A 24403-nucleotide genomic window follows, 5' to 3' on the forward strand; every position below is an offset into this window, starting at 1 on the left:
CGATATGAACATCAGCATCCACTCCAGCTTTCTCCCGCACAACGACCCGGAAGCCGCTCTTGCGTTCTATCGCGACACACTCGGCTTCGAGCTCCGCAATGACGTGGGGTACAACGGGCTACGGTGGCTCACAGTCGGTCCCGTCGGCCAGCCCGATGTGTCGATAGTGCTGCATCCTCCGGCCGCCGATCCCGGCACCACCGACGTCGAGCGTCGCACCATCGAAGAGATGATGGCAAAGGGGACCTACGCCAGCATCCTGCTGGCCACCAGCGACCTCGACAGCACCTTCGAGAAGGTCCAGGCGGGCGGCACCGAGATCGTCCAGGAGCCGACAGAGCAGCCGTACGGCGTTCGCGACTGCGCCCTGCGCGATCCCGCCGGAAACATGATCCGTATCCAGGAAAAACGCTGAAATCACCCTTCCAACCGAGATTTTGGAGACCGTAGCCCACATGGCCACCAAGAAGACCCCGCAACCGCCCGCCCAACACGTCGCCGACAGTCACGATCTGATTCGAGTCCAGGGCGCACGGGTGAACAACCTCAAGGACATCAGCGTCGAGATACCGAAACGGCGACTGACGGTGTTCACCGGTGTCTCCGGGTCGGGCAAGAGCTCACTGGTGTTCAGCACCATCGCCGCCGAATCGCAGCGGATGATCAACGAGACCTACAGTGCGTTCGTCCAGGGGTTCATGCCCACCCTCGCGCGGCCCGAAGTCGACGTCATGGACGGACTGACGACAGCGATCATCGTCGACCAGCAACGGATGGGCACAGATCCGCGTTCGACCGTCGGCACGGCCACCGATGCCAACGCGATGTTGCGAATCCTGTTCAGTCGTCTCGGTGAACCACATATCGGATCGCCGCAGGCGTACTCGTTCAATGTCGCGTCGATCTCGGGCGCCGGCGCCGTGACCATCGAACGCGGTGGCCGTGAGACAAAGGAACGCCGGGAGTTCAGCATCACCGGCGGCATGTGTCCGCGCTGTGAGGGGCGGGGTTCGGTCTCTGACATCGACCTCACCGCGTTGTATGACGCGAACAAGTCGCTCAACGAGAGCGCGATCACCATCCCGGGTTACAGCATGGAGGGCTGGTACGGGCGAATCTTCCGCGGCTGTGGATACTTCGACCCTGACAAGCCGATCAGCAAGTTCACAAAGAAGCAATTGAACGATCTGTTGTACCGCGAGCCCACCAAAATCAAGGTGGATGGCATCAACCTCACCTATTCGGGTCTGATCCCGCAGATTCAGAAGTCCTTTCTCTCCAAGGATGTCGATGCGATGCAGCCTCACATCAGGGCATTCGTGGAGCGCGCGGTCACGTTCGCGACCTGCCCGGAGTGCGATGGGACGCGGCTGAGCGAGGCGGCCCGGTCGTCGAAGATCGGCAAGGTCAGCATCGCCGACGCGTGCGCCATGCAGATCAGCGATCTCGCGCAGTGGGTGCGTGGCCTGGACGAACCGTCGGTGGCCGGCCTGCTGTCCACGCTGCAGCAGACCCTCGACTCTTTCGTGGAGATCGGCCTCGGGTACCTTTCGCTCGATCGCCCCTCGGGCACTCTGTCAGGTGGCGAAGCCCAGCGCACCAAGATGATCCGACATCTCGGATCGTCCTTGACCGACGTCACCTATGTGTTCGACGAACCGACGATCGGCTTGCATCCACACGACATCGAGCGGATGAACAACCTGCTGCTCCGGTTGCGCGACAAGGGCAACACCGTCTTGGTCGTCGAGCACAAGCCGGAGACGATCGCGATCGGCGACCACGTCGTCGACCTCGGCCCGCGTGCGGGCTCCGAGGGCGGACAGGTGATGTTCGAGGGCACGGTGGAGGGTCTGCGGACAAGTGACACCCTGACGGGGCACCACCTCGACGATCGGGCGGCGTTGAAGGACTCGGTCCGCGACCCCGGTGGTTCGCTGGAGGTGCGCGGTGCCGACTCGCACAATCTGCAGGACGTCGACGTGGACATCCCCTTGGGCGTTCTGGTCGTGCTGACCGGCGTCGCCGGATCGGGAAAGAGTTCGCTGATCCAAGGGTCGGTGACCGGTCTGGACGAGGTCGTATCGGTCGATCAGACCCCGATCAAGGGTTCCCGGCGCAGCAATCCGGCGACCTACACAGGACTGCTGGAGCCGATCCGCAAAGCCTTCGCGAAGGCCAACGGGGTCAAACCGGCCCTGTTCAGCGCCAACTCCGAAGGCGCCTGCCCGACGTGCAACGGCGCAGGAGTCATCTACTCCGACCTCGCCATGATGGCCGGGGTCGCGAGCAGATGTGAGGAGTGCGACGGAAAACGGTTTCAGGCCGCCGTACTGGAGTTCACGTTCGGTGGTCGCGACATCAGCGAGGTGCTCGGCATGTCCGTGGCCGAGGCCGAGGTGTTCTTTGGTGAGGGAGATGCAAAACTCCCTGCCGCGCACAAGATCTTGGAACGTCTCGCCGACGTCGGCCTGGGGTACATCAAACTTGGCCAGCCCCTCACCACTCTGTCGGGCGGCGAGCGGCAGCGGATCAAGTTGGCAACCCAGATGGCGGGTAAGGGCGAGATCTACGTTCTCGATGAACCGACGACCGGCCTGCACCTCGCCGATGTCGAGAATCTGCTCGGCTTGCTCGACCGCCTCGTCGAGTCCGGGAAATCAGTGATCGTCATCGAGCATCACCAGGCAGTGATGGCGCATGCCGACTGGATCATCGATCTCGGTCCAGGAGCCGGCCACGACGGTGGCCGAATCGTGTTCGAGGGCACTCCGGCTGACCTCGTGGCCGACAAGTCGACCCTCACCGGGCAGCACCTCGCCGCGTATGTCGGAGCTTGATCGATCCGTCCCCCAAGCGTTCTGCGACTTTTCGACATCTGTCAGAAAGTGGGTCTAAGCTCGGCAGTGCCGCAGAGCTGCGGCCTCGTTTTCTGAAAGGCAGATGCTCATGACCACCTCCGCCAACGCTGCTGTCCTGCGCGGTGTCGATTCCCCGTTCACGTTCGAGCAGGTGGTTCTCGATGACCTCGAGCCCACCGAGATCCTGGTGAAGATCGTGGCGACGGGCCTCTGCCACACCGACCTCGCGGTGGTTCACGGTCACATCCCCGCGGCGCTGCCGATGATCCTCGGACACGAAGGTGCAGGCATCGTGGCGCAGGTCGGCGCAGCGGTCACCGGGTTCGAGGTGGGCGACCACGTGGGGCTTTCATTTGCCGCGTGCGGCCACTGCGACAACTGCTTGACGGGCCGAGCGGCCTACTGCGTCAATTTCCTGCTGCTGAACGTCGCCGGCGTCCGGGAGAACGGGACCACCACGATCGAAGGTTCGGATGGCGAGGTGATCCGGGGATCCTTCTTCGGGCAGTCCTCGTTCGCAACCCACGCGATCGTCAGCGCGCACAATGCCGTCAAGATCCCCGACGACGTACCCCTCGACATCGTCGGACCACTCGGCTGCGGCATCCAGACAGGAGCCGGAACCGTACTGAATTCACTGAACGTCCCGGCCGGAGCCAGCGTGGTGGTGACCGGAGCCGGCGCCGTCGGCCTTTCCGCCATCATGGCCGCGCAGATCGCGGGTGCCACCACGATCATCGCTGTCGACGTGCTCGACCAGCGACTGGAGTTCGCGACGAAACTGGGTGCCACCCACACGATCAACGGCGCATCCGACGACGTCGTCGCGACGATCCACGCGATCACCGGCGGCGGTGCCGCATACGCGATCGACACGACGGCCATCCCGTCGGTGGTCGCCGATGCGATCAACTCCACCCGCTTCGGCGCTACCATCGCACTGCTCGGCGTGCCCAAACCGGATGCGGTGCTACCCCTCGGGTTGGTCTCCGGAGCGGGTAAGACACTCGTGGGCGGCATCGAGGGTGACTCGGTTCCGCAGGTCTTCATCCCGGAGTTGCTGGCGCTGTACCGTGCCGGACGGTTCCCTTTCGACGAGCTCATCACGCGGTACGCATTCGACGACATAGAGAAGGCCATCGCCGACACTCAATCCGGCGTCACGGTCAAGGCCGTTCTGACCATGCCATGACTCGCTGATGGCAGCTCGGGATCCGCGGACCGTCCGCACCGTCGAAGGACTGCGCGCCGCTCTGCGCGAAATCCTCAAATCCGTTCCGCTCGATCAGATCTCGGTCAGTGAACTGTGTCGGGCCGCCGGCGTACAACGCACCAGTTTCTACACCCACTACCCCAGCGTGGGCGATCTGCTCACCGCGATGCTCGTCGAGGCGGTCGAAGACGAACTCGATGCGCCCGACATGACAGGATTGTCGATCGGCGAGGTCGCGGTGGCGTTCCAGCGGACCCTGACTTCCGCCTACGGCGTTGTCACCCGGGACCGGGGGTTGTTCCAGGCGGGTTTCATGTCCAACGGATCGTCGTCGCTGCGGCGGGCGTTGACCGACATGTTCACCCGCCGGCTCCGGGTGGCGCTGCAGGTGTGGATCTCGCACGGCGTGGCGACCGACGTCGATGCGGACGTGGCGGTCCCTTTTGCTGCCGGCGGACTCACCGGATCCATGGAGGCCTGGGTGTGTGGCGACCGGGAGGACGAGGTCCGATGGGCGGACTCCGTTCGAGACCAGATGCCTCCCTGGTGGCCGAGACCGGAATAGGAGCGCGAGCTCAGGGCGCGAACGCCGCCAGCAGCATGCGCGCCGCGGTGCCGATGAGGGCCTGGCGATCCGAGGTCGGCGACCGCAGCAATGCGATCCGCAGACAGAGACTGGCGGTCGCGCCCATCGTGAGGAATACGAGATCATCGAGTTCGGCATCCCTGAGATCCGGTCGCAGTCGGCTGGGCAGGATGCGCGCAAGCGCCGCGACCGGTCCCTCGACGTCGCGCCAGGCGTCACCGAACTCCGCCTCGTCGGATGTGGACGAAGCCTTCAGCACCGCGGCATGCTTCTCGAACGCAGAAGTGAGGGTCTCGACGATCGTGGTCACGGAGACCAACGGATCCAAGTCCATCGCGCGACCCACACCTGTCGCCAATTCCGTCGTGATGTCACGTATTGCCGACCCACGCAGTTCTTCGATGATCGAGTCCATGTCGGCGAAGTAGCGGTAGACCGTTCCGATACTGACGTGCCCATGGTGCGCCAACTCTTGTGTGCTGGGTCGAACACCAGGGTGTTGTTCGAGGAGTTCGACGGTGTTCTCGAGCAACCTGGCACGCATCTCGACTCCGCGTTGCTGCCGCGGTTTCGCCCGCGCCTGGACGTGGTCGGCACCGCTTCGATAGTTCGCCACAAAAGTGAATAGTAAGTGAGGATTCCTCGTGTTTCACTGAAGCCATGAACACACCGATGCCGACCGAACTCGTGAACGGCGACCGAGCCATCGCCGATCACGGAGACAAAGGGCGGCTGTGGCTCGAAGCGATGTGGACCGCCGATCCGCTCGCAGATGCGGTGGTGAGCGACTCCTTCCCGGATTCCTCTGCGACCGCGGCTGTCGGGGCGGCCCTGGCCGGCGGGGTCACTGCGGTCTCGGATGCCCCACAATCGTTGCGGGCGTTGTTCGCCGTCCTCGACGCCGAACCCGACTGGGTCGATCACGACCGTTTGGACCGAGCAGCCGACGCACTCATCCAGCACACCGCCGCACTCGGGATCGTGTTGGGCGCAGCCTCCCTGGTTCGAGGGGCCGCCAACACGATCGCCGGGAAGCCTCTGGCACTGACCGGTCGATACGTCTCGCAGCCGGCGGTGCGCTCGGTCGAGGTCGGCGAGTGGCTGCGTAAGGTCATCTCGCCCGGCGGAATGCGCAGGGACGGGGATGGTTTCGCCTACACCGTTCGAGTCAGGGTGATCCACGCGCATGTCCGCCGAGCCCTGGTACGCGGCGGGTTCTGGGACGATTCCGCGTGGGGGGTTCCCATCCCGCAGCCCTACATGGCTTTTACCCTGGCCGAGTTCGGCCACATCGCCATCGAGGCGATGTACAAGGTGGGCGTCCGCTTCTCCGATCGCGAACTCGCCGACATCTACCACCTGTGGCGGTACGTGGGACACGTCATCGGCATGGACGAACGCCTCAATCCCCACGACGAGGCCGATCACATTCGGATCGAAGAGTTGTACCGCCTCACCTCTCCCGGCCCCGGCCAGGACGACTGTGAATTCGTGGAGGCCCTCACATACGACTATTTGATCCCGGAGCTCGCCAACGTGCTGCCCGGACCGTACGCCGTCCGGCTGAAGGTGGCGTCGAAGCTCATGCAATCCCTGCAGCGGGTCTTCATCGGAGACACAGCGGCCGATGAACTGCAGATCCCCGACACCCCACTCAAGCATGTGATGACCCGGATCGGTCCGGCGCTTGCTGTCGTCGGACGCGGTCGAGTACTTCTTGCCGGTGGTTCAGAGCGGCTTTCGAAGCGGGCGTACCGTGAGCGCGATGAGGAGATGACCCGGATGAAGACCAGTTATCGGGTGACCCACGAGATGGTCGACAACGCTCCACCCACCACGATGCGGGCCGAGGCCACCGCCGGCTGATCGGCTGAATCAGCTCTCTGCGACCCCTTCTGCCACCATGGATCCAATGACGGTCTCAGAGATCCTGGTTTCATGATTCGCTTGTTGATGTTCGGTGCGGTACTGGCTCTGGTGACTTTCTGGTTGCATCGCCGCCTTGTTCGCGCCCCCGGCCTCGGCCGTCCGTGGTCGATCATCGTCGACGCCGTGTTGGTGTCATTGTGGGCGCTGGTCATCATCGGCATCGGCAGCGGCGAGGTGTTCGACCCCGGCTGGGCCCGGATCCCCGGCTTTGTGGGCATGGTGTGGCTGGCGGCGGTGTTCTACCTGATTCTCGGTCTTCTCGTCGTTGCCGTGGCCTCTCTCCTCGCCCGTCTCCTCCGCAGTGTGCGTCGCCGCGGACCGGCACCAGCCGCCGGCCCGGCGGTCGAGCCGGCCGGGACGAGTCGCAGACGCGTTCTTCAGGTCGCCACCGCCGTGGTCGCGGTCGGAGCCATCGCCACCGCCGGATACGGCGTGGTGGAGGCTGCGCGACCACGGATAGTGCGGGTCCGTGTACCGCTGCGGCGCCTGCCCCCCGAATTTGTCGGTCTGAGAGTCGCGCTGGTCTCTGACCTACATGTCGGCCCCACTCGTGGACGAGAGTTCACTGCGCGAGTCGTAGACCTGGTCAACGAGCAGCGTCCTGATCTCATCGTCATCGCAGGGGACCTGATCGACGGCACCGTCGCAAAGGTTGCCGCCGATCTCGAACCGCTCGCCGAACTCGTTGCACCGCTGGGGGTTTTCGGTGTCAGCGGAAACCACGAGTTCTACGCTGACGACGGCGGCCGCTGGCTTGATGTCTGGGATCGGCTGGGCGTGCGCACCCTTCGAAACGAACGAGTGTCGGTCAACAGAGATGGCGCCTCCATCGACCTGATCGGCATCCATGACTACTCGTCGCCGAAACCGTACGAGCCAGACCTCGACGCCGCACTCGCCGGACGGGATCCGAGTACTTTCGCTCTCCTGATCGCGCACGAACCCCGGCAGGCCTTGGAAGCATCCGACCTCGGCGTCGACCTCCAGCTTTCAGGCCACACTCACGGAGGCCAGATGTGGCCGATCCGGTATCTCGTACCTGTGCAGCAGCCCTCTGTTCAGGGTCTCGACCGCATCGGGAACACCACGCTCTACACCACCCGCGGTGCCGGCGCGTGGGGCCCGCCGGTCCGCGTCGGAGCCCCCCCTGAGGTCACGATCTTGACCCTCGACCGACCCGATTGAGGCGTCAGTGCACAGCAGCGGCGTCCACGCCGATGTCGTAGATGAGGCGATCGTCGGCGAACAGGTCGAGGACTCGACGTGCCGCCCTGGACGGGGCCAGGATTCGAAAGCCCTCCGGTCGCCGTGCGTAGGCTGCCAAGACGATCTCGGCTGCTGCGCAGGAGAAGAAGTTGACGTCGGAGAGATCGACAGTGACATCGGTGTGGTCTGAGATTGCCTCGTTGATGCCGGCCAGCAGTCGCGGGGCCGTCACCATGTCGACATCGCCGCGGACGCGCACCAGTGCATGCCTGTCGGTGACGGGCTCGACGGCGATCGCAAACGACCACTTGGCGGGGTGGAACGCGACCGCCGGGCCGAGGTCGGTCCTGGTGCGCATGGAATCGAGGGTCATGATCGCGCCCTTCTGTGGGTTGACTCCAGTAGTGGTGAGAGCACTCCGCCGCGTCCTGACAGGGTCTGTCTGAACCTTAGGAAACGCTCGCGCACAAGACAATCCACACAGACGCATCGGCGCGCAACCGTGACTACCCGGTCACGAATCGGTAACGACGGCAGTGTTGTGCGGCCGGGTTCGCCACCCGCCGCCGCTCGTTCCGCAGGATGTTACTCACTAGTATGTTGTGGGTCCGCGAACGAGATGAGGAAAGTGGGTCTTTCGAAGTGTCTCCAATAGACGTCGCCATCGAGGGTTTTCTCAATACGAATCCATGGGCTGTCGAAGTGCTGAGCTTCTTCCTGGCCGGATTGCCGTGACGATCGCCGGGTCGCGGTGACTGCGTGCACCCATCTGCGCGCACGCAGTCACCGTCCCGGCACACCGCCTCGCCATGACGCCGTCCATCGCGGCGTCGTGGCAGGTTTCGTCTCTCACCGCGGTGGTGTGGCTCGTACTCCCCCGTAAATTCCCCATCTCACGATCAGGGGTTGCAGCACGCGCTCGACCGACCACGACGGAAACCGGAACACGCGACCGTTCGGGGCGAATACCTCGAGACCGTCAGCCTGTGCACCGAGCACGGAGCCCCAGAGCGCCTGCCTCCCGCGGTAGTCACGAAGTCGCCGGCCTTCCAGATCTGCCCGTATGTTCCGGGCGAGCAACTTGTCGGCCCGGTTGCGGGCAGACGTCCGGAACTCGTCGGTGGCCGCGACATCTCCGACGGCGAACACGTGTTGATGTCCCCGCACGCGGAGGTCAGCCGAGACACGGACATATCCAGCCTCATCGAGAATGTCGGCGGGTAACCAGCCGGTGTTGGGAACGACGCGGCCTATCGCCCACAGAACAGCGTCTGCCACCGCCGGCTTCTGACCTGTTGTCCACTCCACCGTCCCGCTCGTCAGATGGTCGGCGATCGAGCCACTGCTGCCCGCGGGCGCCGGCCCGGCCCAGGTCACAGCTCGGTGATCCGGATGACAGGTGACTCCGAGGTCGTCCAGCCGTTTCTTCACTCGCTGCCACACCCGGGGGTGATGGCGCGGTAACGCTCTGGCGTGCGGAAAATAGAGGTCGATGCGCTTGTCGGGCCATCGGGCGGCGAGATTGGCCGCGCTGCTCACCGCTGCCGCCCCTCCCCCGACGACGATCACCGACTCGGCGTCGGCCAGTCGATCGTGTGCACAGCGAAGCTCCGCAGCCACCTCTGCCTCGGACTGCATCGTCGGTCGGCGCCAGAACCCGTTGGTCACCCCTGTCGAGATGACCAGGGTGTCGTACTCGAGTGCCGACTCGGAATTGTCGTCGTGCAGGACCTTGACCACCCGCGCCGCGAGATCGACGCCCGTCAGTTCTCCATGAACAATGTGAACTCGATCGAGTCGACGAAAGCGCTCGAACGACGTCCAGTAGTCCCGGCTCCAGTCATCGGGGCGCGACAGCCGGACCCCTAGCTCCTGACCGCTGACGAGCCCGGGTTTGACCGAGATCCCGACGACGTCGGCGTGCCTCGCGAGATGCATCGCAGTGAGTACTCCCGTGTCGCCCAGACCTGCGACCACGACGCGTGCACGTCTCACGCCGTCACCTTGCGCGGCGGCCGGGGCACGAATCGCGACACCCGGTCGATGACCGCCTGGTAGTCGGGCCGACGGTCGAGGCTGCGCTGCTCCATCATCGGGATACTGGCCCCGAGGAACATCGCCAGCATCGCTGCAGCGCCTGCGAACAGCCACCACGCGTCGGCGGGAGCCGCGGCGACCCCGAAGAGCGCCAGGGAGAACCAGAAGCCGAACTCGCCGAAGTAGTTGGGATGACGAGACCAACTCCACAGACCTTGATCCATCACCTGCCCTGGACGTCGATCGCGGACGAACCGATGCATCTGCGCATCGGCGACGTATTCGAGGAGCACGGCCCCCGTCCCGACGACGAAAGCGAGGCCCGCAAGCCAGATCAGCTGATCGCCCGTTCGGGTCACGGCAACGTAGACCGGGAGCATCCCGAGGAACACCTGCAGCGTGGGAATCAGATGGATGGCGGCAAGATCGGTGAGGAACTCCCAGCGCCCGGCACGGTCCCGGAGCATTCCATAGCGCCAGTCCTCGTGATGGAGACCGGGAAAGGCGTACGCCCAGTTCGCCGTCAATCGAACTGCCCACAGGACGACCACGACGAGTATCAACCAGCAGTGCACCGCGTCGAGCCCGACATCGCCGGCCACCCACCAATAGATCATCAGGACCGGTGGCACCACGCTCCAGTACGCATCGTAGAAGCTCGAGTTCTTGTGTAACCGACTGAAAGTGAAGATCACCAGCGTTGCCAGCAGGTCTGCGATGAGGGTGTCGAGCCACAGCCAGGACGTGTCGGGGCCAACCGTCAGCCACACCGCCGCCACGAGAAAGGCCAGGAGGTAGGCGACGCCGACACGGACGAAGGAAGCGTTCTTGGTCACGACTCCTGATACTGCCAGCTGCTCACCGTTTTTCGCGGCGCCTTCGCAGGCGTGCTCGCCGCGGAGGGCTCAGAGCCGTTCCGTCAGATGGACGGTCACCGTAGCTCCGGCCTCCTTGCCGAGTACAGCGCGGAGGTCAGCTCTGATAGGCAGCTTGTGGCGGCCATCCCCCAACGCCATGAACGAACTCGTGAACGGGTGACCATCGACGGTGCCTCGCACCTTCACCAATCCGCGGGTTCCGAAGAAGGCTGCCGAGTCCGGCCAGACGACGTAGGTCCAACCGCCTTTGGCCGGACTCTTCTGCAGCGTCTCGGTGAATGTCTTGTCAAGCATGGTGACCTCCGTATCGAAGCTGGTCTCCATCAGACCACCGGGACCGCCCGATCTAATCGGTCGAGCACACGGGGTTCACGACAGGAGGAGCACGGCGCATCCGACGAGCACAACATGGACGAAGCTGTACAACTTGTACGCCAGCCGATTTCGCGAGTACGTGTCGCGCACACCCGTCAGGACCGCGGTAGGCCAGCAGAGCGCCGCCATGAGAGCGGCCGCGGTGAGGGCGGCCGCGCTCGAGGCCCCGCTGCCCTGGAACAAGAGCAGGTACGCCACGACCGGCCACACTGCCATCATCACGACGAACCAACGTCGGACCGGCGCAGCACCGTAACGCAGCGGATAGGTCACCCGTCCGGACTGTTCATCGCCCGCCATGTCACGCACGTCCTCGATCGGCAGCGGGATGATGAACATCGTCGCGATCACCACCGTCCAGTACCACCCGACATCATCAAGTGGGTGTGCAATGGCCCACGCACCTGCGAGCTGGGCGATCGCCCCGACCCAGGTGGTCACCGGCTTCCAGAATCGATAGTGCCGGGGCCGGAGCAGGTGGTGGGTCACCTGCACAGTCGCCACCCACACGATCGCCGCGATGCAGGTGACCGGACTGAGGAACGCCGACAGCGCCACGAAGATCGCCGAGCTGACATAGCTCCGCCGCCACATACCTTCTGGCGTGACCAGCCCGGACGGAATCGGACGGTACGGCTTGTTGGTGTGATCCTCCTGCGAGCCACCTGCCTGGTTGGCGGTGTCGAAGACGTAGATGAACAGCAGCGACCACACGAGACCTTGCAGCAGCGCGACCGCTAGATCGAATCCCGAGAGTTCGAAACGCAGCGCAGCGGTGAGCGTGAAGAGCAGAGGTGGCAGACTCGCAACCCAGATGTTGTCCGCGTTGAGACGAACCGTGATCGCAACCTCCCGCCGCAGGCTCCAGCGCGGCGTTGCTCCCCGCACCGGACTCCCGTCAAACCGCAACATTCGCTCCCCGTATCGATGTCGAGTTCCGCGCGCAAGTGCGCCGGCCTACCGCACACGTGCACGCAGCCGCCTGCAGACGCGCTGAGTTTACTCGTGGTCCGGTCCGTTGGCGGTATCACTGCACGGCCGGCGACCGGGCGCACACCACGTGGTCAACCAAAGTGCCCGGGGCTCAGGCTCACTCGCCGGCGCCGGCGTCAGCCCAGGACAAGCGTAGGAAGGCCGAACAGCGGTTCCCTGATGGTGAACACGCTGGTACCGGGCTTGCGACCGACTCGGATCTCACTCAGCGACATCCCATCCTCGGACAATCGTCGGTGGGTTTCGCCGATGTCGCTCGATCGCCACGCGATCCCCCACAGCGAGGCCGTCGCCGCCTGATCCTGCCCCGGTGCCCCGATCACCACCTCGACGACCACCTGCGTGCTGCGAAAGAACAGCTGGTGGATTCCGTCGTGAATGGCCTGTTCCAGACGGAAGTCGAGTCCGAGAGTCCCGGCGAACAGCGCAACGGCGGCGTCTCTGTCGGCTGCGTTGAAGACAAGATGGTCGATCGACTCGATGTCGCCCACATCCGATCGGGGTGAGAACTCCGACGCCGCCACCACACCCACGGACGGAACACCTGAGGATGCGGTCCGAGTGGGGGTCAGCTCGTCGACGTCCATCCCTCTACGACGCAGTAGCGTCGTCGTCGCCAGGTGGTCGTCGACGGCGAAGAAGGCCCGGTGTGACCCAGCGGTGCCCGTCAACTCGACGGATCCGTTGCGCACGCGCAGATCACCACCGAGTAGCTGCCGGTAGGCGATGCCCGATTGCTCGACGTCGTCGCAGCCCACGACGAGCACCGACGATCCCAGAACCGTCTTCGCCTGATCAGTCATGAGTTCATCGAACCACGCACGTCCGGTCGAGTACCGTTTCGACCATGTCTCTCGATCACGGCGACCCCGGCGACGCCCCCTCTGTTCCACCGCCCCTGATCGACGTCGACGAGGCCAGACGACCCTCGGCTGCCGAAGAGGCGCGCACCATTGCCGGATCCACCAATATCGGCACCCTCGCGAGCCTGACCTCCGACGGTTCGCCCTGGGCGTCTTTCATCACCTACGGCCTGCTCGAGGGGGCTCCTGTCCTCTGCGTTTCGCATATGGCCGAGCACGGCCGAAACCTGGCAGGCGATGGCCGCGCCAGCATCGCCATCGTCGCCCCGAATGCCGAAGCCGACCCCTTGGCGAGCGCGAGGATCACCCTCGCCGGCCACGTCGAACGGCCGACGGGCGACGAGTTCACGGCCGCCAGGGAAGCTCACCTCGCCGGTGTTCCTGCCGCGAAGTACTACATCGACTTCAGCGACTTCTCGATCTGGGTGCTGCGGGTGGAACGAGTCCGCTGGGTCGGTGGTTACGGACGCATGGACTCGGCGAGCGCCACCGACTATGCATCCGCCGCACCCGATCCTGTGTCGCCCGGTGCTGCTAGTGCGATCGTCCATCTCAACGACGATCATGCTGATTCGCTGCTGGCGATGGCGCGGACTCTCGGTGGCTTCCCGGATACCACCGCGGCCGTGTGCACCGGTGCTGATCGATATGGACTCGACTTGCGGGTCCAGACTCCTCGGGGCATCGCGTATACCCGGGTCGGCTACTCGGAGCCGATCAATGCGTTGGCCGAACTACGTTCGGCGACGGTTGATCTGGCGCGCCGGGCACGCACCCGAGCCTAGTATCCGCGCCTCAGGCGGACTCGGCGCCGATTCGGGCGCGTACGTCAGCGATCACGGCGTCCAGGTCGAGATCGTAGAGCGGCCCCGACGACTCACCGTAGGCGATGAGGTGCCGTTCTCCGCGCGCGAGGAGGCGGGCGGCACCGACCACGTTGCCACGCCCGGCGTGCGTGAGGGCGACACACAATTGCGCGAGCCCCTGCCACAGTGGACGCTCGCCGTCGGGTCCCGTCTTCCAGCGAACCTCGAGGACCTCATGCGCGGAGAAGGGTCGGCCCGCGCGCACCAGATCGCACGCGACCTCGAGGGTCTGCTCGGGCGGTAGTGGTTCCTCCGAGACAGGCTCGACGCCCTTCTCGCCGTACGGCAGGGGTCGACCGAGCGCGTCACGCGGCCTCGCCTGACGCGCCCTGCCTTCATCGTCACGATCTCTGGCGGTCATGATGACTCCCTCCCGAGGCACACCGTACGTAGGTCGCGACGCACCGCCTACAGCCCCACGACGATGAGTCACTCACAAGGGTTTGGCACGGGTGAACTGAACCGTTGTCATTTCGCAGAATCCATCGCCGCCGAGGAAGCCTGGATAAAAAGTGCCGACAGCGGGATGCTGCCAATATTCACGTTGTCAGACTGAATGATCACTATCGTGAATGAATAACCGGTGCGTATTTCGCAATATACTCGTCGCCGTTTAAGCGCTGCCACCACTGGGTCATATGACCCAATTAATCGATCAGTTGAGAGCAGCCGCACGACCCAACAAAGCCGTTCGCACCGTCTGGTAAGCCCGAATATGAGCTGCATTGCGAGACAGCACCGCATCGGAACACGTCAGCAGGGCCATATCCGCGAGCGCAACCCGATGTATTCCCGCGTTCAGCTGGAAATCATCTCGGCGGAGCGCGTACGTCAGCCCGGGGAGCCAGACCGACGGGTCGGCAGGGACCCCGCCATTGAGGAGGCGTGCGGTGTCGATGCACCATTGCACCAGCTCATCGAACCGCTGCCGGGCCAACTCGCGTAGCGCGGCGTCAAATGACTCGGCCCCGAGGTCTGACTCGGCCCCGAGGTCGGCGTCCCCGAAGAGCGAGGACAGTGCAGAGTTCGCGGCACGATCTCCACACCCATGCAGCCATGCCGCGCAGAAGTACAGAGCGTCCACGTCGCCCGCCGCCTGGCACCGGCGCAGGGTGGCGATCAATTCGATTGCTCCCGAATCCGATCTCATCAATGTCGTCCCCCCAACGCCGACCAGCCAATCATGCTCTACGCCCTATGTCTGTCGCTCGATCAAGTGACTGCACAATCTCCGGAACGCATTTCAACCCGTCACCAAAGGTCTTACACGTCGCTGAGTTTCGACCAATAGTTCTTACCTCGGAATAATAACCCATCGGCCGTAAGTCGGAATACGTTCGAAAGGGGAACGTGTTCTATTCAGATGCCTGCTTTATCTGCGACCGGACGGGATCGGTGAGTCAGATTTCGCTTTTTGTCCCGTTGCCGAGTCGCGCGCCAACCTGGTGCTGCTCGAGCCACTCGACCCCCCGGCCTGCTGCAGGGCCTCCACCGGCGGCCCGCCGGGGTGCCTGCGATGTCGAGCGCGAAAATCCGGACTTCCAGCAAAACAAGAACGTGTTCTATATCGTCGGGTGGATGAGCTCAACTTCGATTCGGGTAGTGGTGTGGGGAACCGGCAACGTGGGCCGAGCAGCGATTCGCGCGATCGACGCCCATCCGGATCTCGACCTCGCCGGCGTCATCGTCCATGACGCCGCCAAGGTCGGACGCGATGCCGGCGATCTGTCAGATGTCGGCCGCACGCTGGGAGTCGCCGCGACCGACGACATCTCGCAGGCACTTGCGATCGCCGACGCCGTTGTCTATGCGGCATCCGGTGACATCCGCCCCGACGAGGCACTGACCGACATCACCCGCGCAATCCGGGCGGGGGCCACCGTGGTGAGCCCTTCCCTCTACGCGCTGTACGACCCGACCTCTGCGCCGCCGGAGCTGCGGGACCCGGTCCTCGCGGCGATCGCCGACGGTGGCGGCTCGCTGTTCGTGTCCGGCATCGACCCCGGGTGGGGCAACGACATCCTGCCCATTCTCGCGAGCGGACTCGCCTCGACGGTCGAACAGGTCCGCTGCCAGGAGATCTTCGACTACACCACCTATGACCAACCCGACTCTGTCCGTTACCTCATCGGTATGGGTCAACCGATGGACTACGAGCCGCCGATGGTGGCGCCGTCGGTCCCGACCATGGTGTGGGGTGGGCAGATCAGGCTCATCGCCCGGGCACTCGGCGTCGAGATCGACGAGATCCGCGAGACGCTACTGCGACGCCCTCTCGACACCGGCGTCGACACGGCGCACATGGGTACGTTCGGCGCCGGCACGCAGGGCGCCGTACGGTTCGAGGTGCAGGGAATCGTCGGCGGAGAACCGCTGATCGTCATCGAACACGTCACCCGGATCCATCCATCCTGCGCCCCGGACTGGCCGATGCCTCCAGACGGCGGAGACGGCGCCCACAAGGTGATCATCGAAGGCCGCCCGCGCATCGAGATCTCGGTGGAGGCCACGGATGAGGGCGGCAACCGCGCGGCGGGTGGAAACGCCACCGCGGTCGGGCGTCTGGTCAACTCCATCAGTTGGCTCAGGGCTGCTGGGCCCGGCCTGTATGACGCACTCGACGTACCGCTCGTCCCGGCGGTCGGCAAACTGACGAGGATGGCACCGGCATGATCATCGACGTTCCCGAGGGCAAGGATCCCATCAATTACGTCTGGGGCGAGATGGTCCCCGGCATCGGCGGTGCAGCCGCCAATTTCTCCTTGAAGGTGTACTCCGACAGCACACTCGGCCTCCGTGAGTTCGAGGCAGCACGTCTACGCATCGCGCAGATCAACGGGTGTGTCTTCTGTCAGGACTGGCGGACCGAACGCGACGGGGAGAAGGTCGAGGCGACTTTCGATGAGGCCGTGCAGAATTGGCGGACCACCGACGCGTTCGACGACCGCACGCGACTGGCCGCGGAATACGCCGAGCGTTATGCGCTCGACCACCACGGGCTCGACGCGGATTTCTGGTCACGGATGACTGCCGCTTACAGCCAGACCCACATCGTCGAACTGAGCATGTGCCTGGGGTCCTGGCTGGCGTTCGGGCGCCTGAACCATGTCCTCGGAATCGACTCGGTCTGCGTGCTGCCCGGTCATTGAGCTCGGGCATCCGCTCATCCGGTTCGGATGATGTGGCGACACCGGTCCTGGGTCAGAGTTCATAGGCGCGTTCCCGTGGGGTTCGGCGGGGCCGCCGGATCGGCGACGTCGGCCGCGCGGTGGCGGATCCTACCGATGAGATGAGGCCGACCGATGGTGGCTCCCGACGCCGACGAACCATTGAACCCGACCGAACGTGCCGAGCTCGAACGTCTTCGCCGCGAACTCGCCGAGCGTCAGGCTGCGCCCGGCGACCCGGGTGCGGCGGTGACGCCCAACGAACGGCGTGGACTGCGGTGGACTGCGGCCGGCCTGCTGTTGATCTTGGTTGCGGTGCTGGCGTTCTCGACGGTGCTGGCGCGCTTTGCCCGTAGCGAGGTGCTCGACACCGACCGCTACGTCGCAACCGTGACACCCCTCGCGAGAAACGCTGTTCTGCAGGATGAACTGGCCGATCAGATCACTGTAGAGATCATGGCGCGCGGCGACATCGCGAACGTCACCAAGGAAGCGCTGACAGCGCTGACCCAGAACGCACCCAACGTGCCGCCGGCAGTCATCGGTCTCGCACCGGTACTCACCTCGCAAGCACAGTCGTTCATCCGGCAAGCCGTCACGGCGCTGGTCCGATCCGATCGGTTCGAGACGTTGTGGATCGAGGCGAACAAACGCGCCCATCAACGACTCGCGGCGGTTCTGACCGGGGATACGACCGATGGGATCGCCATCGGCGACGACGGCACGGTCAGCATCGAACTCGGCCCGATCATCGACAATGTTCGAAACGCGTTGAAAGATCGCGGGTTCTCGTTCGCCGACAAGATCCCCGACATCAACAAGTCATTCGTCATCTTCCGGTCGCCCGATCTGGTCAAGGCTCAAAAGGCAGTCTCTGCACTGGACAAGGCATCGACTGTGCTTCCGTTCTTGACACTCCTGGTCGGCGCTGCAGCAATCTGGGCCGCTCCCAGGGGTTCCCGGAGAAAGGCGTTCTCACTCTTCGGGATCGCACTCGCCGTCGCCATGGCGCTGCTGGCCGTCGCGATCAGTATCGGGCGGTCGGTCTACCTCGACGCGGTCCCCGCCGACGTGCTCTCCCCCGCAGCTGCAGAGGTCCTCATCGACACCATCCTCGTACCGCTGCGCACCACGCTGCGTGCGGTCGCCGTCCTTGCTGTCGTGATCGCCGTGGTGGGATACCTCGCCGGGACATCAGGATCCGCCGTCGCGGTGCGTGAGGCATTCGGCCGCGGGCTGAACGCGGCCCGAGGCAATGCCGAGGGGCGGGTTCCTCATCCGATCGAGTCCGCTGCGGCGAGGTACCGGACACCGTTGCGAATTGCTGTGGTCGCCCTGGCGATCATCGTGCTCGTCTTCTGGAACTATCCCTCGGGGCTTGTCGTCATGGTGACGGTGATCGTCGCCGTGCTCGCCCTGCTGGCGATCGACGTCATCGCCCGCCCGGCGATCGCCTATCGTTCTCATGAGTACTCGACGACGAAACGGGATTGACATGAAGAAGCTTGTGGCACTGTTCGCATTCCTTGGCACTGTGCTCTTCGTAGGTGCATGTAGCAGCGAAGACGTACAGAATGCGACCGACCAGGCCCGCAGTAGCGCCGAACAGCTCGTCGACAACGCCTCCACCGCAGCCGGCGACGTGAAGGACAACGGTTACATCCAGGCGCTGGAATCCCAGAACGCCACCTTCGGGAGTCGGGAAGACCAGATCGCCGCAGCGCAGACCGCGTGCGACGAGCTCTCGAACGGCACCAGCCTCAACGACACGGTCACCAAGATCTCCGACGAGACCGGCCTCGACGAATCGAAGTCGCGGACTCTGATCAACATCGGCGTCCCCCTGTATTGCACCAGCAACTCGGCCAAGCTCGCCGGCAACTGACCCGCCTGAGTAACCACATATACGATCGTCGGGTGCTCAGAGGCGACGGAGACGGGTCACCGCCGTGACCACTTCCGTACTCATCGCCTTGGTGGTGATCGTCGGATGGTCGCTTGTTGCCGGGCGCCTGGCGAGGTTCCGCATCTCGGGACCACTGCTGATGGTCACTGCCGGTATCGCCATCGGACTCAGTACCCGCAACGACATCGGTCAGACGCTCAACACCGTTGCCGCCGAAAAGGTCGTGGAACTGATCCTGGCGGTTCTGCTGTTCGTCGATGCCACCGAGGTCAAGGGCGGATATTTTGCAGGGGAACGGCGCACCTCGGTCAGACTGCTGCTCGTCGCGATGCCGTTGTCGATCGGCGCAGCACTGCTCGCCGGGGCGGCATTGCTGCCGAGCCTGTCGATCGGAGTGCTGCTGGTCATCGCCTGCATCGCCATCCCGATCGATCTCGCGCCCACCTCATCGATGGTCCGGGACGCACGCATTCCGGTGCGGGTGCGCAACGTCCTCAACATCGAAAGCGGTTACAACGACGGAATCGTCGCACCACTGTTCATCTTCGCCCTCACCCTCGCCGGCGACCATTCACATGCTGAGGGGCCGGTCGACGCCCTCGAAACCGCGGTGCCGTCAGCGGTGTACGCCATCCTCGCCGGCGGCGTGGTCGGGGTCGTCGCTGCCTGGCTGACCAACCAATCGATGGCGCGGAACTTCGCGACCGCGCAGTCGATCCGCATCAGCCTCGTCATCTTTCCCCTCTTGGCCTACGGGTCTGCAACCGAGTTGCACGGCAACGGTTTCGTCGCTGCATTCATCTGCGGTATCGCCTACAAGGCGGCGCGGTCGACACCGCCGGCCGAGTCGGAGCTCAGTCTCGTGGACGATGTCGGTGTGCTCGCTGCTCTGGCAATGTGGTTCGTGTTCGGGTGCACCGCGGTCCTGGTTCTCGAGTTCGGATTCGTCTGGCAGATCATCGTGCTCGCGGTCGCAGCGCTGACTGTCCTTCGGATCGTGCCGGTCTACCTGTCGTTGCTGGGTACGACGCTGAGCCGGACCGACCGGCTGGTGATCGGCATGCTGGGCCCCCGAGGCACCGCGTCCATCGTGTTCGGGCTGCTGGCCTACAACGCGCTCGATGGCCGGATCGCCAACGACACCCTGTATGCGATGACGGTGACGGTGCTGGGCAGTGTGGTGATCCACGGCATCGGTTCGTCGTTGATCGCCCAGTGGTACGAACGGCGATCGATCCCGAGCTCCGCCCAGTAGAGAGTCGTGTCCGATAAGGAGTTTGAACAGTAGGGTCGAAGATGTGGCGGATCAATACTTGTCGGTGAGCATGGACGTACCGGTGACGCCGTCCGCGGTGTTCAGCGTTCTCACCGATCCGGCGAAGCACGTGGAACTCGACGGCTCCGGAATGCTCCAGCTTGCCCACGCACCACGCCGAATCACCGGTGAGGGAGAGACATTCGCCACTGCGATGCGCGATGAGTCGGGCAGACCCTACGAGGTCGTCAATCACGTCGTGGCGTATGAAGCGGACAAGGTGATCGCCTGGATGCCTGCACGCCCTGATCGGCCGCCTGTCGGGGTGCGTTGGGAGTGGGAGCTGACGGCTACCGAAGACGGAACGCGGGTGACACAGACATGCGATTGGTCGCGCGTCACAGATCCGGACTACCTCGCCCGCCGAAGTCTGCCGAGGGTGTCGGCGGACAAGATGCGCGAGTCCATCACGCAAGTCGCTGCGCGTGCCTGCCGTTGATCTAGTCTTCCAGCGCCTCGAGGTCCCGGCGTGCGTTTCTTGACTCCTCGCGCGCTGAGGTCAGATCCCTCTGCGCTGCCTCGACCTGATCGGTGGCGGATTGGTGAGCCCGGTTCGCGAACTGGCGTTCCTGTTCTGCCTGCGCGAGCTGCTCCCGGAGTTCGTCGACTCGTGTGTCGAGGGCAGCCACCGAATCAGCTGCGTGCTCGGCGTCGGCCCGGGCCGACTCGAGCGCCGCATCGGCCTCGCGCTCGGACTTCTCGGCCGCGGCGACGTGCTCCCGCGCCGCGGTGATCTCCTCCGGGCCCGGCTTCTTCTTTGCGGGTGCGGCTTTCGGCTTCCGAGCGCGTCCCCCGACCACCGCCATCCCGGCCGGTCCCATTCCGCTGTAGCTGACTGCGGTCACCAAGCGCCCCGCACGCACCTGTTCGGCTATGTCGGAGTCGGCCAGAGCTGCGTGCAACGACTGCCCAACCTCTCGGAGCGCGTTCTCACTCGCGGTGTGGCCGTGATCGACGGCCAACTCACCGGCCTGGCGAGCCATCGCTCGAACCACCCTCTGCCGCTGCGTGGTCAACGTACGCAGGTCGTCGCCGGCAAGGTGGCGTTGTGCATCACGCAGTGCCTCACCCAGTGCGAGGAGGTTCTCGACGTCCTCGGAGTGCTCGCGGGCGAGAATGTTCACCATCCACGCGACCGATGTCGGTTTGCGCAGCTGCGAGATCTCCTTCGCCAGCCCTCGATCGCCCTGTGCTCGGGCTTCTTTCACATGGGCGTCACGAACTTTCACGAAATCGCCCGGGTCGAGACCATAGAGCTCATCGGTCACCTCGTTGATGTCCACCGACTGATCCTGCGGCCTACGCCTTGGACGGTCCGGGGGCCAGGAAGAACACGGGGATCAGCCGCTCGGTGCGCTGCTCGTAGATGGCGAAGTTGGGCCAGGTGTCGAGTAGGGTTTGCCACGCCTGCTCGCGCTCCGTCCCGGTGATCTCACGCCACGAGACGGTGAGCGTCTTGCCGCGATGGACCACCTCCGCCGTCTCGCACGCGCGGAGGTTGAGCACCCACACCGGCAGCTTGGGATTGCCGAAGTACGAACCGGCAATCAGCCAGCCACCATCCTGTGGGACGCAGAGCAAGGGCGTCGACCGCACGTTTCCGGTTTTGCGGCCGGGCACCCGCAGGACGATGTTCGGCAGGCCGGCGATGTCGAGAACACTGACCCTGCCCTTGGTCGCGCCCTGAAGCTTCACATCGCACTTCTCTATGAGCGGAAGCATTTTCGGCATCCACGAGACCGCACCTATCTTGACCGCCAGCGGCGTCAGAATACCCACGGCGTCAGGCTACCCACTTCACCCGGTCGCCACGCGGTCAGTGCGTCGATCCATCAGGTCTCGGTGGTCCTCATGGCGCTCTGCCGTCGTCGGACGATCCCGGTGACCACGGCGACGGTGGATCCGATGGCCAGGAAGACGGCAGAGGCGAACGGGAGTGCGTTGTCGATGAACCCGACAGCCACGACAGCCGGGATGGCGACCGCAGGCCAAGGAAACACCGCCCGCCACGTCCGCGCGCTTCCCGCCAGCACCATGCACACCCCGGCGACGAACAGGGCCAGCCCACCGCACAGCGCCCAGCGACCGCCGGAGGTGAGCTCCCCGACGGGATGCAGGACGTACTGCTCGACGCCCACGCCGAGCAGAGCGGCGCCCAGCGTCAACGGCAGGTGACCGTAGATGTACGAGTCCGCCCGGCCGCTGCTGTGTGCATCGTCATCGGACTGCAGCAGCGTCTTGGCCTCGGCCCCACCGATGTCGAAATACATCCACCACATTGCGGCGGCGATCGTGAATCCCAGTGCGGCCACGACGATCGAGGACAGCGCCCAGTGGGTGTCATGCATTCCCAAGACGATCGCGGAGACCGATTCCCCGAGGACCAAGATCACGAAGAGCCCGAACCGCTCCGGTAAGTGGTCGAGGTGCAGCGGAATGTCCGGGCCCCAGCGGGTGGCGGCAACCGGCGCCAACGCCTCGATGAGTATTCCGGTTGCCCACAGTCCGTACGTGATGGGACCGGGGGTGAACAGCGACGTCGTCCACAGCAGTGCGCTGAAGGTCGTGGTCGCGAAATATAGGTTGATCGTCGGCCTGGAGTCGACGATGTGCACCCAGGCCCGTGCGTACAGGACAGCGAGGACGACGCGGGTGGCCACGTAGCCGATCGTGAAGGCCACGACCCCGGATGACGGAACCGATCCCGCGCTGGCCGCCATCACCGCAACCGCGAACGTTGCACTGAGTTTGAGGACTCGATAGATGACGTCGTTGGTGTCGAATCGGTTTGCGTACAACGTCATCGTCACCCACGACCACCACGTGATCGTGAACAGGCCCGCAAACACCGCGGCGCCGTGCCAGGTGAGGTCCTTGGTGAACGCGATCGCGAGCTGATGGATGACCAGCACGTACGCGAGGTCGTAGAAGAGCTCGAGTCTGGACGCGGCCCGGTTGTCGTCAGTGCGGAGCCGCGGAGGTTCGTTGAGCGGGGTCTGCTGTCCCCCCGCGTTGTCGTCGCGATCGCTCGGCGTCTGTTCCTTGCCGTCGACGGACATCAGAAGGTGCCGACGTCTGCCTGCGGATTCATCACCGATTGATACCCACATTTCGGACAACGAAACCCCGCGGCTGCGGCCCCGAACGTGCTCAGCCGGCGTTGACGGTCTCCCGGGTACGGGTGCCGTCGGTGGCGAGCCAGCCGACCTTGGTTTCGAGCACGGCATCGACACTGAAGCGGCCTGCGCCGACGACCGCGAGGAGCAATGCGCCTGCACCCAGGGCCAACACCAATTCGTAGCCGCCATCGGCGACCCACAGGCCTGAATCGATGTGCGCGAAGAAGTAAGCGCCGAGCATGTCCAAGAAGAACAGGATCGCGACGATGGGCGTCAGCAGACCTGCGATCAAGGCGATACCACCCAGGATCTCGAGCCAGGTGACGGCGAACGCCGACACCGGAGCCAGCGGTACATCCATCCCCTCGAAGCTCGCCTTGGTGCCGTCGAACCCGTAGGTGTTGAGCTTCTGCAGGCCATGGGCCAGGAACACGATGCCGAGGCCGATGCGCGCGAGCAGGATTCCGATGCTTCGGATGATGGGGTTGTTCATGTCTCGATTGCCCTTACTCGTGGATTCACTTGATGTGTCAAGTGAAGAGTAAAGACTCGTTACTTGATGCGTCAAATGATGCGTCAAGTGTTTCAGCAGTTATAGACTGCAGTGATGCCGAGCGAGTCCGAGCCGAATTGGCTCGACGACGAAGAGATGGACACCTGGATCCAAGTGGCCATCCTGTTGTCGCGACTCCCCCATGCGCTCGACGCCCAGCTCCTCAAGGACGCGGGTCTCACCCACTTCGAGTACGAGGTGCTCGCTTCGTTGTCCGAAGCCCCCGACCGCACGTTGCGGATGAGCACGCTCGCCGACCTCGCAAACGGCTCCTTGTCGCGCCTGTCACACGTTGTGACACGACTGGAGAAGCGTGACTGGGTGCAGCGCAAACCCTGCCCCGAAGACGGCCGATTCACCAATGCCTCACTCACGGAGGCCGGGTGGGAAAAAGTTGTTGCCACCGCTCCGGGTTATGCAGCCAATGTGCGGAGCCTGGTCATCGACAAGCTGAGTCGAGCACAGCTACGTCAGCTCGCCGCCATCGGCAAGCGGATCAATGGACCGACCCCGAACTCGCGGTGACCGCGTAGACG

At 64.4% G+C, this 24403-nt stretch carries 27 protein-coding genes; 14 read left to right on the plus strand and 13 right to left on the minus strand.

The window, feature by feature from the left end:
* Positions 1–4: 4 nt before the first annotated feature.
* The 4 genes from BH683_RS19900 to BH683_RS19915 all read left to right on the plus strand — a co-directional run bounded on the left by BH683_RS19900 (position 5) and on the right by BH683_RS19915 (position 4639).
* Entirely contained in the window at positions 5–415 is a 411-nt protein-coding gene (locus BH683_RS19900) for a VOC family protein (protein WP_084838194.1), read from the plus strand.
* A 40-nt stretch (positions 416–455) separates the two neighbouring features.
* Positions 456–2840 carry an excinuclease ABC subunit UvrA gene (locus BH683_RS19905; protein ID WP_084838015.1) on the plus strand — a complete coding sequence of 795 codons (2385 nt, stop codon included), beginning with the start codon at positions 456–458 and terminating at the stop codon, positions 2838–2840.
* 109 nt (positions 2841–2949) lie between these two features.
* Positions 2950–4053, plus strand: a complete 1104-nt coding sequence (locus tag BH683_RS19910; protein ID WP_084838195.1) for an NAD(P)-dependent alcohol dehydrogenase — start codon at positions 2950–2952, stop codon at positions 4051–4053.
* 7 nt (positions 4054–4060) lie between these two features.
* Entirely contained in the window at positions 4061–4639 is a 579-nt protein-coding gene (locus BH683_RS19915) for a TetR/AcrR family transcriptional regulator (RefSeq protein WP_084838016.1), read from the plus strand.
* 10 nt (positions 4640–4649) lie between these two features.
* Here the strand turns inward: BH683_RS19915 and BH683_RS19920 are convergent, their stop codons facing one another.
* Positions 4650–5204, minus strand: coding sequence for a TetR/AcrR family transcriptional regulator (locus tag BH683_RS19920; RefSeq protein WP_084838196.1), 555 nt, complete (start codon positions 5202–5204; stop codon positions 4650–4652).
* Between the two features lie 116 nt (positions 5205–5320).
* Here BH683_RS19920 and BH683_RS19925 point away from each other — a divergent pair, with 116 nt between their 5' ends.
* Entirely contained in the window at positions 5321–6526 is a 1206-nt protein-coding gene (locus BH683_RS19925; RefSeq protein WP_084838017.1) for an oxygenase MpaB family protein, read from the plus strand.
* A gap of 72 nt (positions 6527–6598) precedes the next feature.
* Positions 6599–7774, plus strand: coding sequence for a metallophosphoesterase (locus BH683_RS19930; protein WP_084838018.1), 1176 nt, complete (start codon positions 6599–6601; stop codon positions 7772–7774).
* 4 nt (positions 7775–7778) lie between these two features.
* Here the strand turns inward: BH683_RS19930 and BH683_RS19935 are convergent, their stop codons facing one another.
* From BH683_RS19935 to BH683_RS19960, 6 genes are all read right to left on the minus strand, one after another.
* Positions 7779–8168 (minus strand): STAS domain-containing protein, encoded by a 390-nt coding sequence (locus BH683_RS19935; RefSeq protein WP_168187086.1) that lies wholly within the window; start codon positions 8166–8168, stop codon positions 7779–7781.
* 476 nt (positions 8169–8644) lie between these two features.
* Positions 8645–9790 carry an FAD-dependent oxidoreductase gene (locus BH683_RS19940; RefSeq protein ID WP_084838020.1) on the minus strand — a complete coding sequence of 382 codons (1146 nt, stop codon included), beginning with the start codon at positions 9788–9790 and terminating at the stop codon, positions 8645–8647.
* Positions 9787–10668, minus strand: coding sequence for a DUF1295 domain-containing protein (locus tag BH683_RS19945; RefSeq protein ID WP_084838021.1), 882 nt, complete (start codon positions 10666–10668; stop codon positions 9787–9789). Before BH683_RS19945 ends, BH683_RS19940 begins: the two co-directional genes overlap by 4 nt.
* A gap of 69 nt (positions 10669–10737) precedes the next feature.
* The gene (locus tag BH683_RS19950) at positions 10738–11004 is read right to left on the minus strand and encodes a DUF1905 domain-containing protein (RefSeq protein WP_084838197.1); all 267 of its coding nucleotides are present in this window, start codon (positions 11002–11004) and stop codon (positions 10738–10740) included.
* Between the two features lie 75 nt (positions 11005–11079).
* Complete coding sequence (locus BH683_RS19955) at positions 11080–11997, minus strand: UbiA family prenyltransferase (RefSeq protein ID WP_084838022.1); 918 nt, start codon at positions 11995–11997, stop codon at positions 11080–11082.
* A gap of 197 nt (positions 11998–12194) precedes the next feature.
* Positions 12195–12881 (minus strand): VOC family protein, encoded by a 687-nt coding sequence (locus BH683_RS19960; RefSeq protein ID WP_084838023.1) that lies wholly within the window; start codon positions 12879–12881, stop codon positions 12195–12197.
* Positions 12882–12925: 44 nt separating this feature from the next.
* Between BH683_RS19960 and BH683_RS19965 the strand changes: the two genes are divergently transcribed.
* Positions 12926–13726 carry a DUF2470 domain-containing protein gene (locus BH683_RS19965; RefSeq protein WP_084838024.1) on the plus strand — a complete coding sequence of 267 codons (801 nt, stop codon included), beginning with the start codon at positions 12926–12928 and terminating at the stop codon, positions 13724–13726.
* A gap of 10 nt (positions 13727–13736) precedes the next feature.
* On the opposite strand, the gene BH683_RS19970 is transcribed toward BH683_RS19965, so the two are convergent.
* Together BH683_RS19970 and BH683_RS19975 are read right to left on the minus strand one after the other, a co-directional pair.
* Entirely contained in the window at positions 13737–14168 is a 432-nt protein-coding gene (locus BH683_RS19970) for a DUF309 domain-containing protein (protein WP_084838025.1), read from the minus strand.
* Positions 14169–14462: 294 nt separating this feature from the next.
* Complete coding sequence (locus BH683_RS19975; RefSeq protein WP_084838026.1) at positions 14463–14957, minus strand: hypothetical protein; 495 nt, start codon at positions 14955–14957, stop codon at positions 14463–14465.
* Positions 14958–15385: 428 nt separating this feature from the next.
* Between BH683_RS19975 and BH683_RS19980 the strand changes: the two genes are divergently transcribed.
* The 6 genes from BH683_RS19980 (at position 15386) to BH683_RS20005 (ending at position 20634) form a co-directional block, all read left to right on the plus strand.
* Positions 15386–16480, plus strand: coding sequence for a dihydrodipicolinate reductase (locus tag BH683_RS19980; RefSeq protein WP_084838198.1), 1095 nt, complete (start codon positions 15386–15388; stop codon positions 16478–16480).
* The gene (locus tag BH683_RS19985) at positions 16477–16956 is read left to right on the plus strand and encodes a carboxymuconolactone decarboxylase family protein (protein WP_084838027.1); all 480 of its coding nucleotides are present in this window, start codon (positions 16477–16479) and stop codon (positions 16954–16956) included. The genes BH683_RS19980 and BH683_RS19985 overlap by 4 nt, the downstream gene beginning before the upstream one ends.
* A 153-nt stretch (positions 16957–17109) precedes the next feature.
* Positions 17110–18468, plus strand: a complete 1359-nt coding sequence (locus BH683_RS19990) for a hypothetical protein (protein ID WP_084838028.1) — start codon at positions 17110–17112, stop codon at positions 18466–18468.
* A 1-nt stretch (position 18469) separates the two neighbouring features.
* The gene (locus BH683_RS19995) at positions 18470–18859 is read left to right on the plus strand and encodes a DUF732 domain-containing protein (protein ID WP_084838029.1); all 390 of its coding nucleotides are present in this window, start codon (positions 18470–18472) and stop codon (positions 18857–18859) included.
* A gap of 64 nt (positions 18860–18923) precedes the next feature.
* The gene (locus tag BH683_RS20000) at positions 18924–20135 is read left to right on the plus strand and encodes a cation:proton antiporter (protein ID WP_084838030.1); all 1212 of its coding nucleotides are present in this window, start codon (positions 18924–18926) and stop codon (positions 20133–20135) included.
* 43 nt (positions 20136–20178) lie between these two features.
* Positions 20179–20634: an SRPBCC family protein gene (locus BH683_RS20005; protein WP_084838031.1), complete on the plus strand. Its 456-nt coding sequence runs from the start codon at positions 20179–20181 to the stop codon at positions 20632–20634.
* 1 nt (position 20635) lies between these two features.
* Here BH683_RS20005 and BH683_RS20010 read toward each other — a convergent pair whose 3' ends face one another.
* From BH683_RS20010 to BH683_RS20025, 4 genes are read right to left on the minus strand one after another with little or no spacing between them, the layout of a single operon-like run.
* Positions 20636–21478, minus strand: a complete 843-nt coding sequence (locus BH683_RS20010) for a hypothetical protein (protein WP_084838032.1) — start codon at positions 21476–21478, stop codon at positions 20636–20638.
* 16 nt (positions 21479–21494) lie between these two features.
* On the minus strand, positions 21495–21974 hold the full coding sequence (locus BH683_RS20015) for a nitroreductase family deazaflavin-dependent oxidoreductase (protein WP_168187087.1): 480 nt from the start codon (positions 21972–21974) through the stop codon (positions 21495–21497).
* Positions 21975–22027: 53 nt separating this feature from the next.
* Positions 22028–23305 carry a low temperature requirement protein A gene (locus BH683_RS20020; RefSeq protein ID WP_084838033.1) on the minus strand — a complete coding sequence of 426 codons (1278 nt, stop codon included), beginning with the start codon at positions 23303–23305 and terminating at the stop codon, positions 22028–22030.
* A 40-nt stretch (positions 23306–23345) separates the two neighbouring features.
* Complete coding sequence (locus BH683_RS20025) at positions 23346–23807, minus strand: DoxX family protein (protein WP_084838034.1); 462 nt, start codon at positions 23805–23807, stop codon at positions 23346–23348.
* Positions 23808–23921: 114 nt separating this feature from the next.
* Here BH683_RS20025 and BH683_RS20030 point away from each other — a divergent pair, with 114 nt between their 5' ends.
* On the plus strand, positions 23922–24392 hold the full coding sequence (locus tag BH683_RS20030; RefSeq protein WP_084838035.1) for a MarR family transcriptional regulator: 471 nt from the start codon (positions 23922–23924) through the stop codon (positions 24390–24392).
* Positions 24393–24403 lie beyond the last annotated feature (11 nt).

Origin of the sequence: Williamsia sp. 1138 (assembly GCF_002095435.2) — a bacterium.
In the GTDB taxonomy this organism is placed as follows: domain Bacteria; phylum Actinomycetota; class Actinomycetes; order Mycobacteriales; family Mycobacteriaceae; genus Williamsia.

Bases quoted from the DNA above. Each gene is read 5' to 3' on its own strand.
- BH683_RS19900 (WP_084838194.1), top strand. From the start codon at position 5: ATGAACATCAGCATCCACTCCAGCTTTCTCCCGCACAACGACCCGGAA.
- BH683_RS19905 (WP_084838015.1), top strand. From the start codon at position 456: ATGGCCACCAAGAAGACCCCGCAACCGCCCGCCCAACACGTCGCCGAC.
- BH683_RS19910 (WP_084838195.1), top strand. From the start codon at position 2,950: ATGACCACCTCCGCCAACGCTGCTGTCCTGCGCGGTGTCGATTCCCCG.
- BH683_RS19915 (WP_084838016.1), top strand. From the start codon at position 4,061: ATGGCAGCTCGGGATCCGCGGACCGTCCGCACCGTCGAAGGACTGCGC.
- BH683_RS19920 (WP_084838196.1), bottom strand. From the start codon at position 5,204: ATGCGTGCCAGGTTGCTCGAGAACACCGTCGAACTCCTCGAACAACAC.
- BH683_RS19925 (WP_084838017.1), top strand. From the start codon at position 5,321: ATGAACACACCGATGCCGACCGAACTCGTGAACGGCGACCGAGCCATC.
- BH683_RS19930 (WP_084838018.1), top strand. From the start codon at position 6,599: ATGATTCGCTTGTTGATGTTCGGTGCGGTACTGGCTCTGGTGACTTTC.
- BH683_RS19935 (WP_168187086.1), bottom strand. From the start codon at position 8,168: ATGACCCTCGATTCCATGCGCACCAGGACCGACCTCGGCCCGGCGGTC.
- BH683_RS19950 (WP_084838197.1), bottom strand. From the start codon at position 11,004: ATGCTTGACAAGACATTCACCGAGACGCTGCAGAAGAGTCCGGCCAAA.
- BH683_RS19955 (WP_084838022.1), bottom strand. From the start codon at position 11,997: ATGTTGCGGTTTGACGGGAGTCCGGTGCGGGGAGCAACGCCGCGCTGG.
- BH683_RS19960 (WP_084838023.1), bottom strand. From the start codon at position 12,881: ATGACTGATCAGGCGAAGACGGTTCTGGGATCGTCGGTGCTCGTCGTG.
- BH683_RS19965 (WP_084838024.1), top strand. From the start codon at position 12,926: ATGTCTCTCGATCACGGCGACCCCGGCGACGCCCCCTCTGTTCCACCG.
- BH683_RS19970 (WP_084838025.1), bottom strand. From the start codon at position 14,168: ATGACCGCCAGAGATCGTGACGATGAAGGCAGGGCGCGTCAGGCGAGG.
- BH683_RS19975 (WP_084838026.1), bottom strand. From the start codon at position 14,957: ATGAGATCGGATTCGGGAGCAATCGAATTGATCGCCACCCTGCGCCGG.
- BH683_RS19980 (WP_084838198.1), top strand. From the start codon at position 15,386: ATGAGCTCAACTTCGATTCGGGTAGTGGTGTGGGGAACCGGCAACGTG.
- BH683_RS19985 (WP_084838027.1), top strand. From the start codon at position 16,477: ATGATCATCGACGTTCCCGAGGGCAAGGATCCCATCAATTACGTCTGG.
- BH683_RS19990 (WP_084838028.1), top strand. From the start codon at position 17,110: ATGGTGGCTCCCGACGCCGACGAACCATTGAACCCGACCGAACGTGCC.
- BH683_RS19995 (WP_084838029.1), top strand. From the start codon at position 18,470: ATGAAGAAGCTTGTGGCACTGTTCGCATTCCTTGGCACTGTGCTCTTC.
- BH683_RS20020 (WP_084838033.1), bottom strand. From the start codon at position 23,305: ATGTGGGTATCAATCGGTGATGAATCCGCAGGCAGACGTCGGCACCTT.
- BH683_RS20025 (WP_084838034.1), bottom strand. From the start codon at position 23,807: ATGAACAACCCCATCATCCGAAGCATCGGAATCCTGCTCGCGCGCATC.
- BH683_RS20030 (WP_084838035.1), top strand. From the start codon at position 23,922: ATGCCGAGCGAGTCCGAGCCGAATTGGCTCGACGACGAAGAGATGGAC.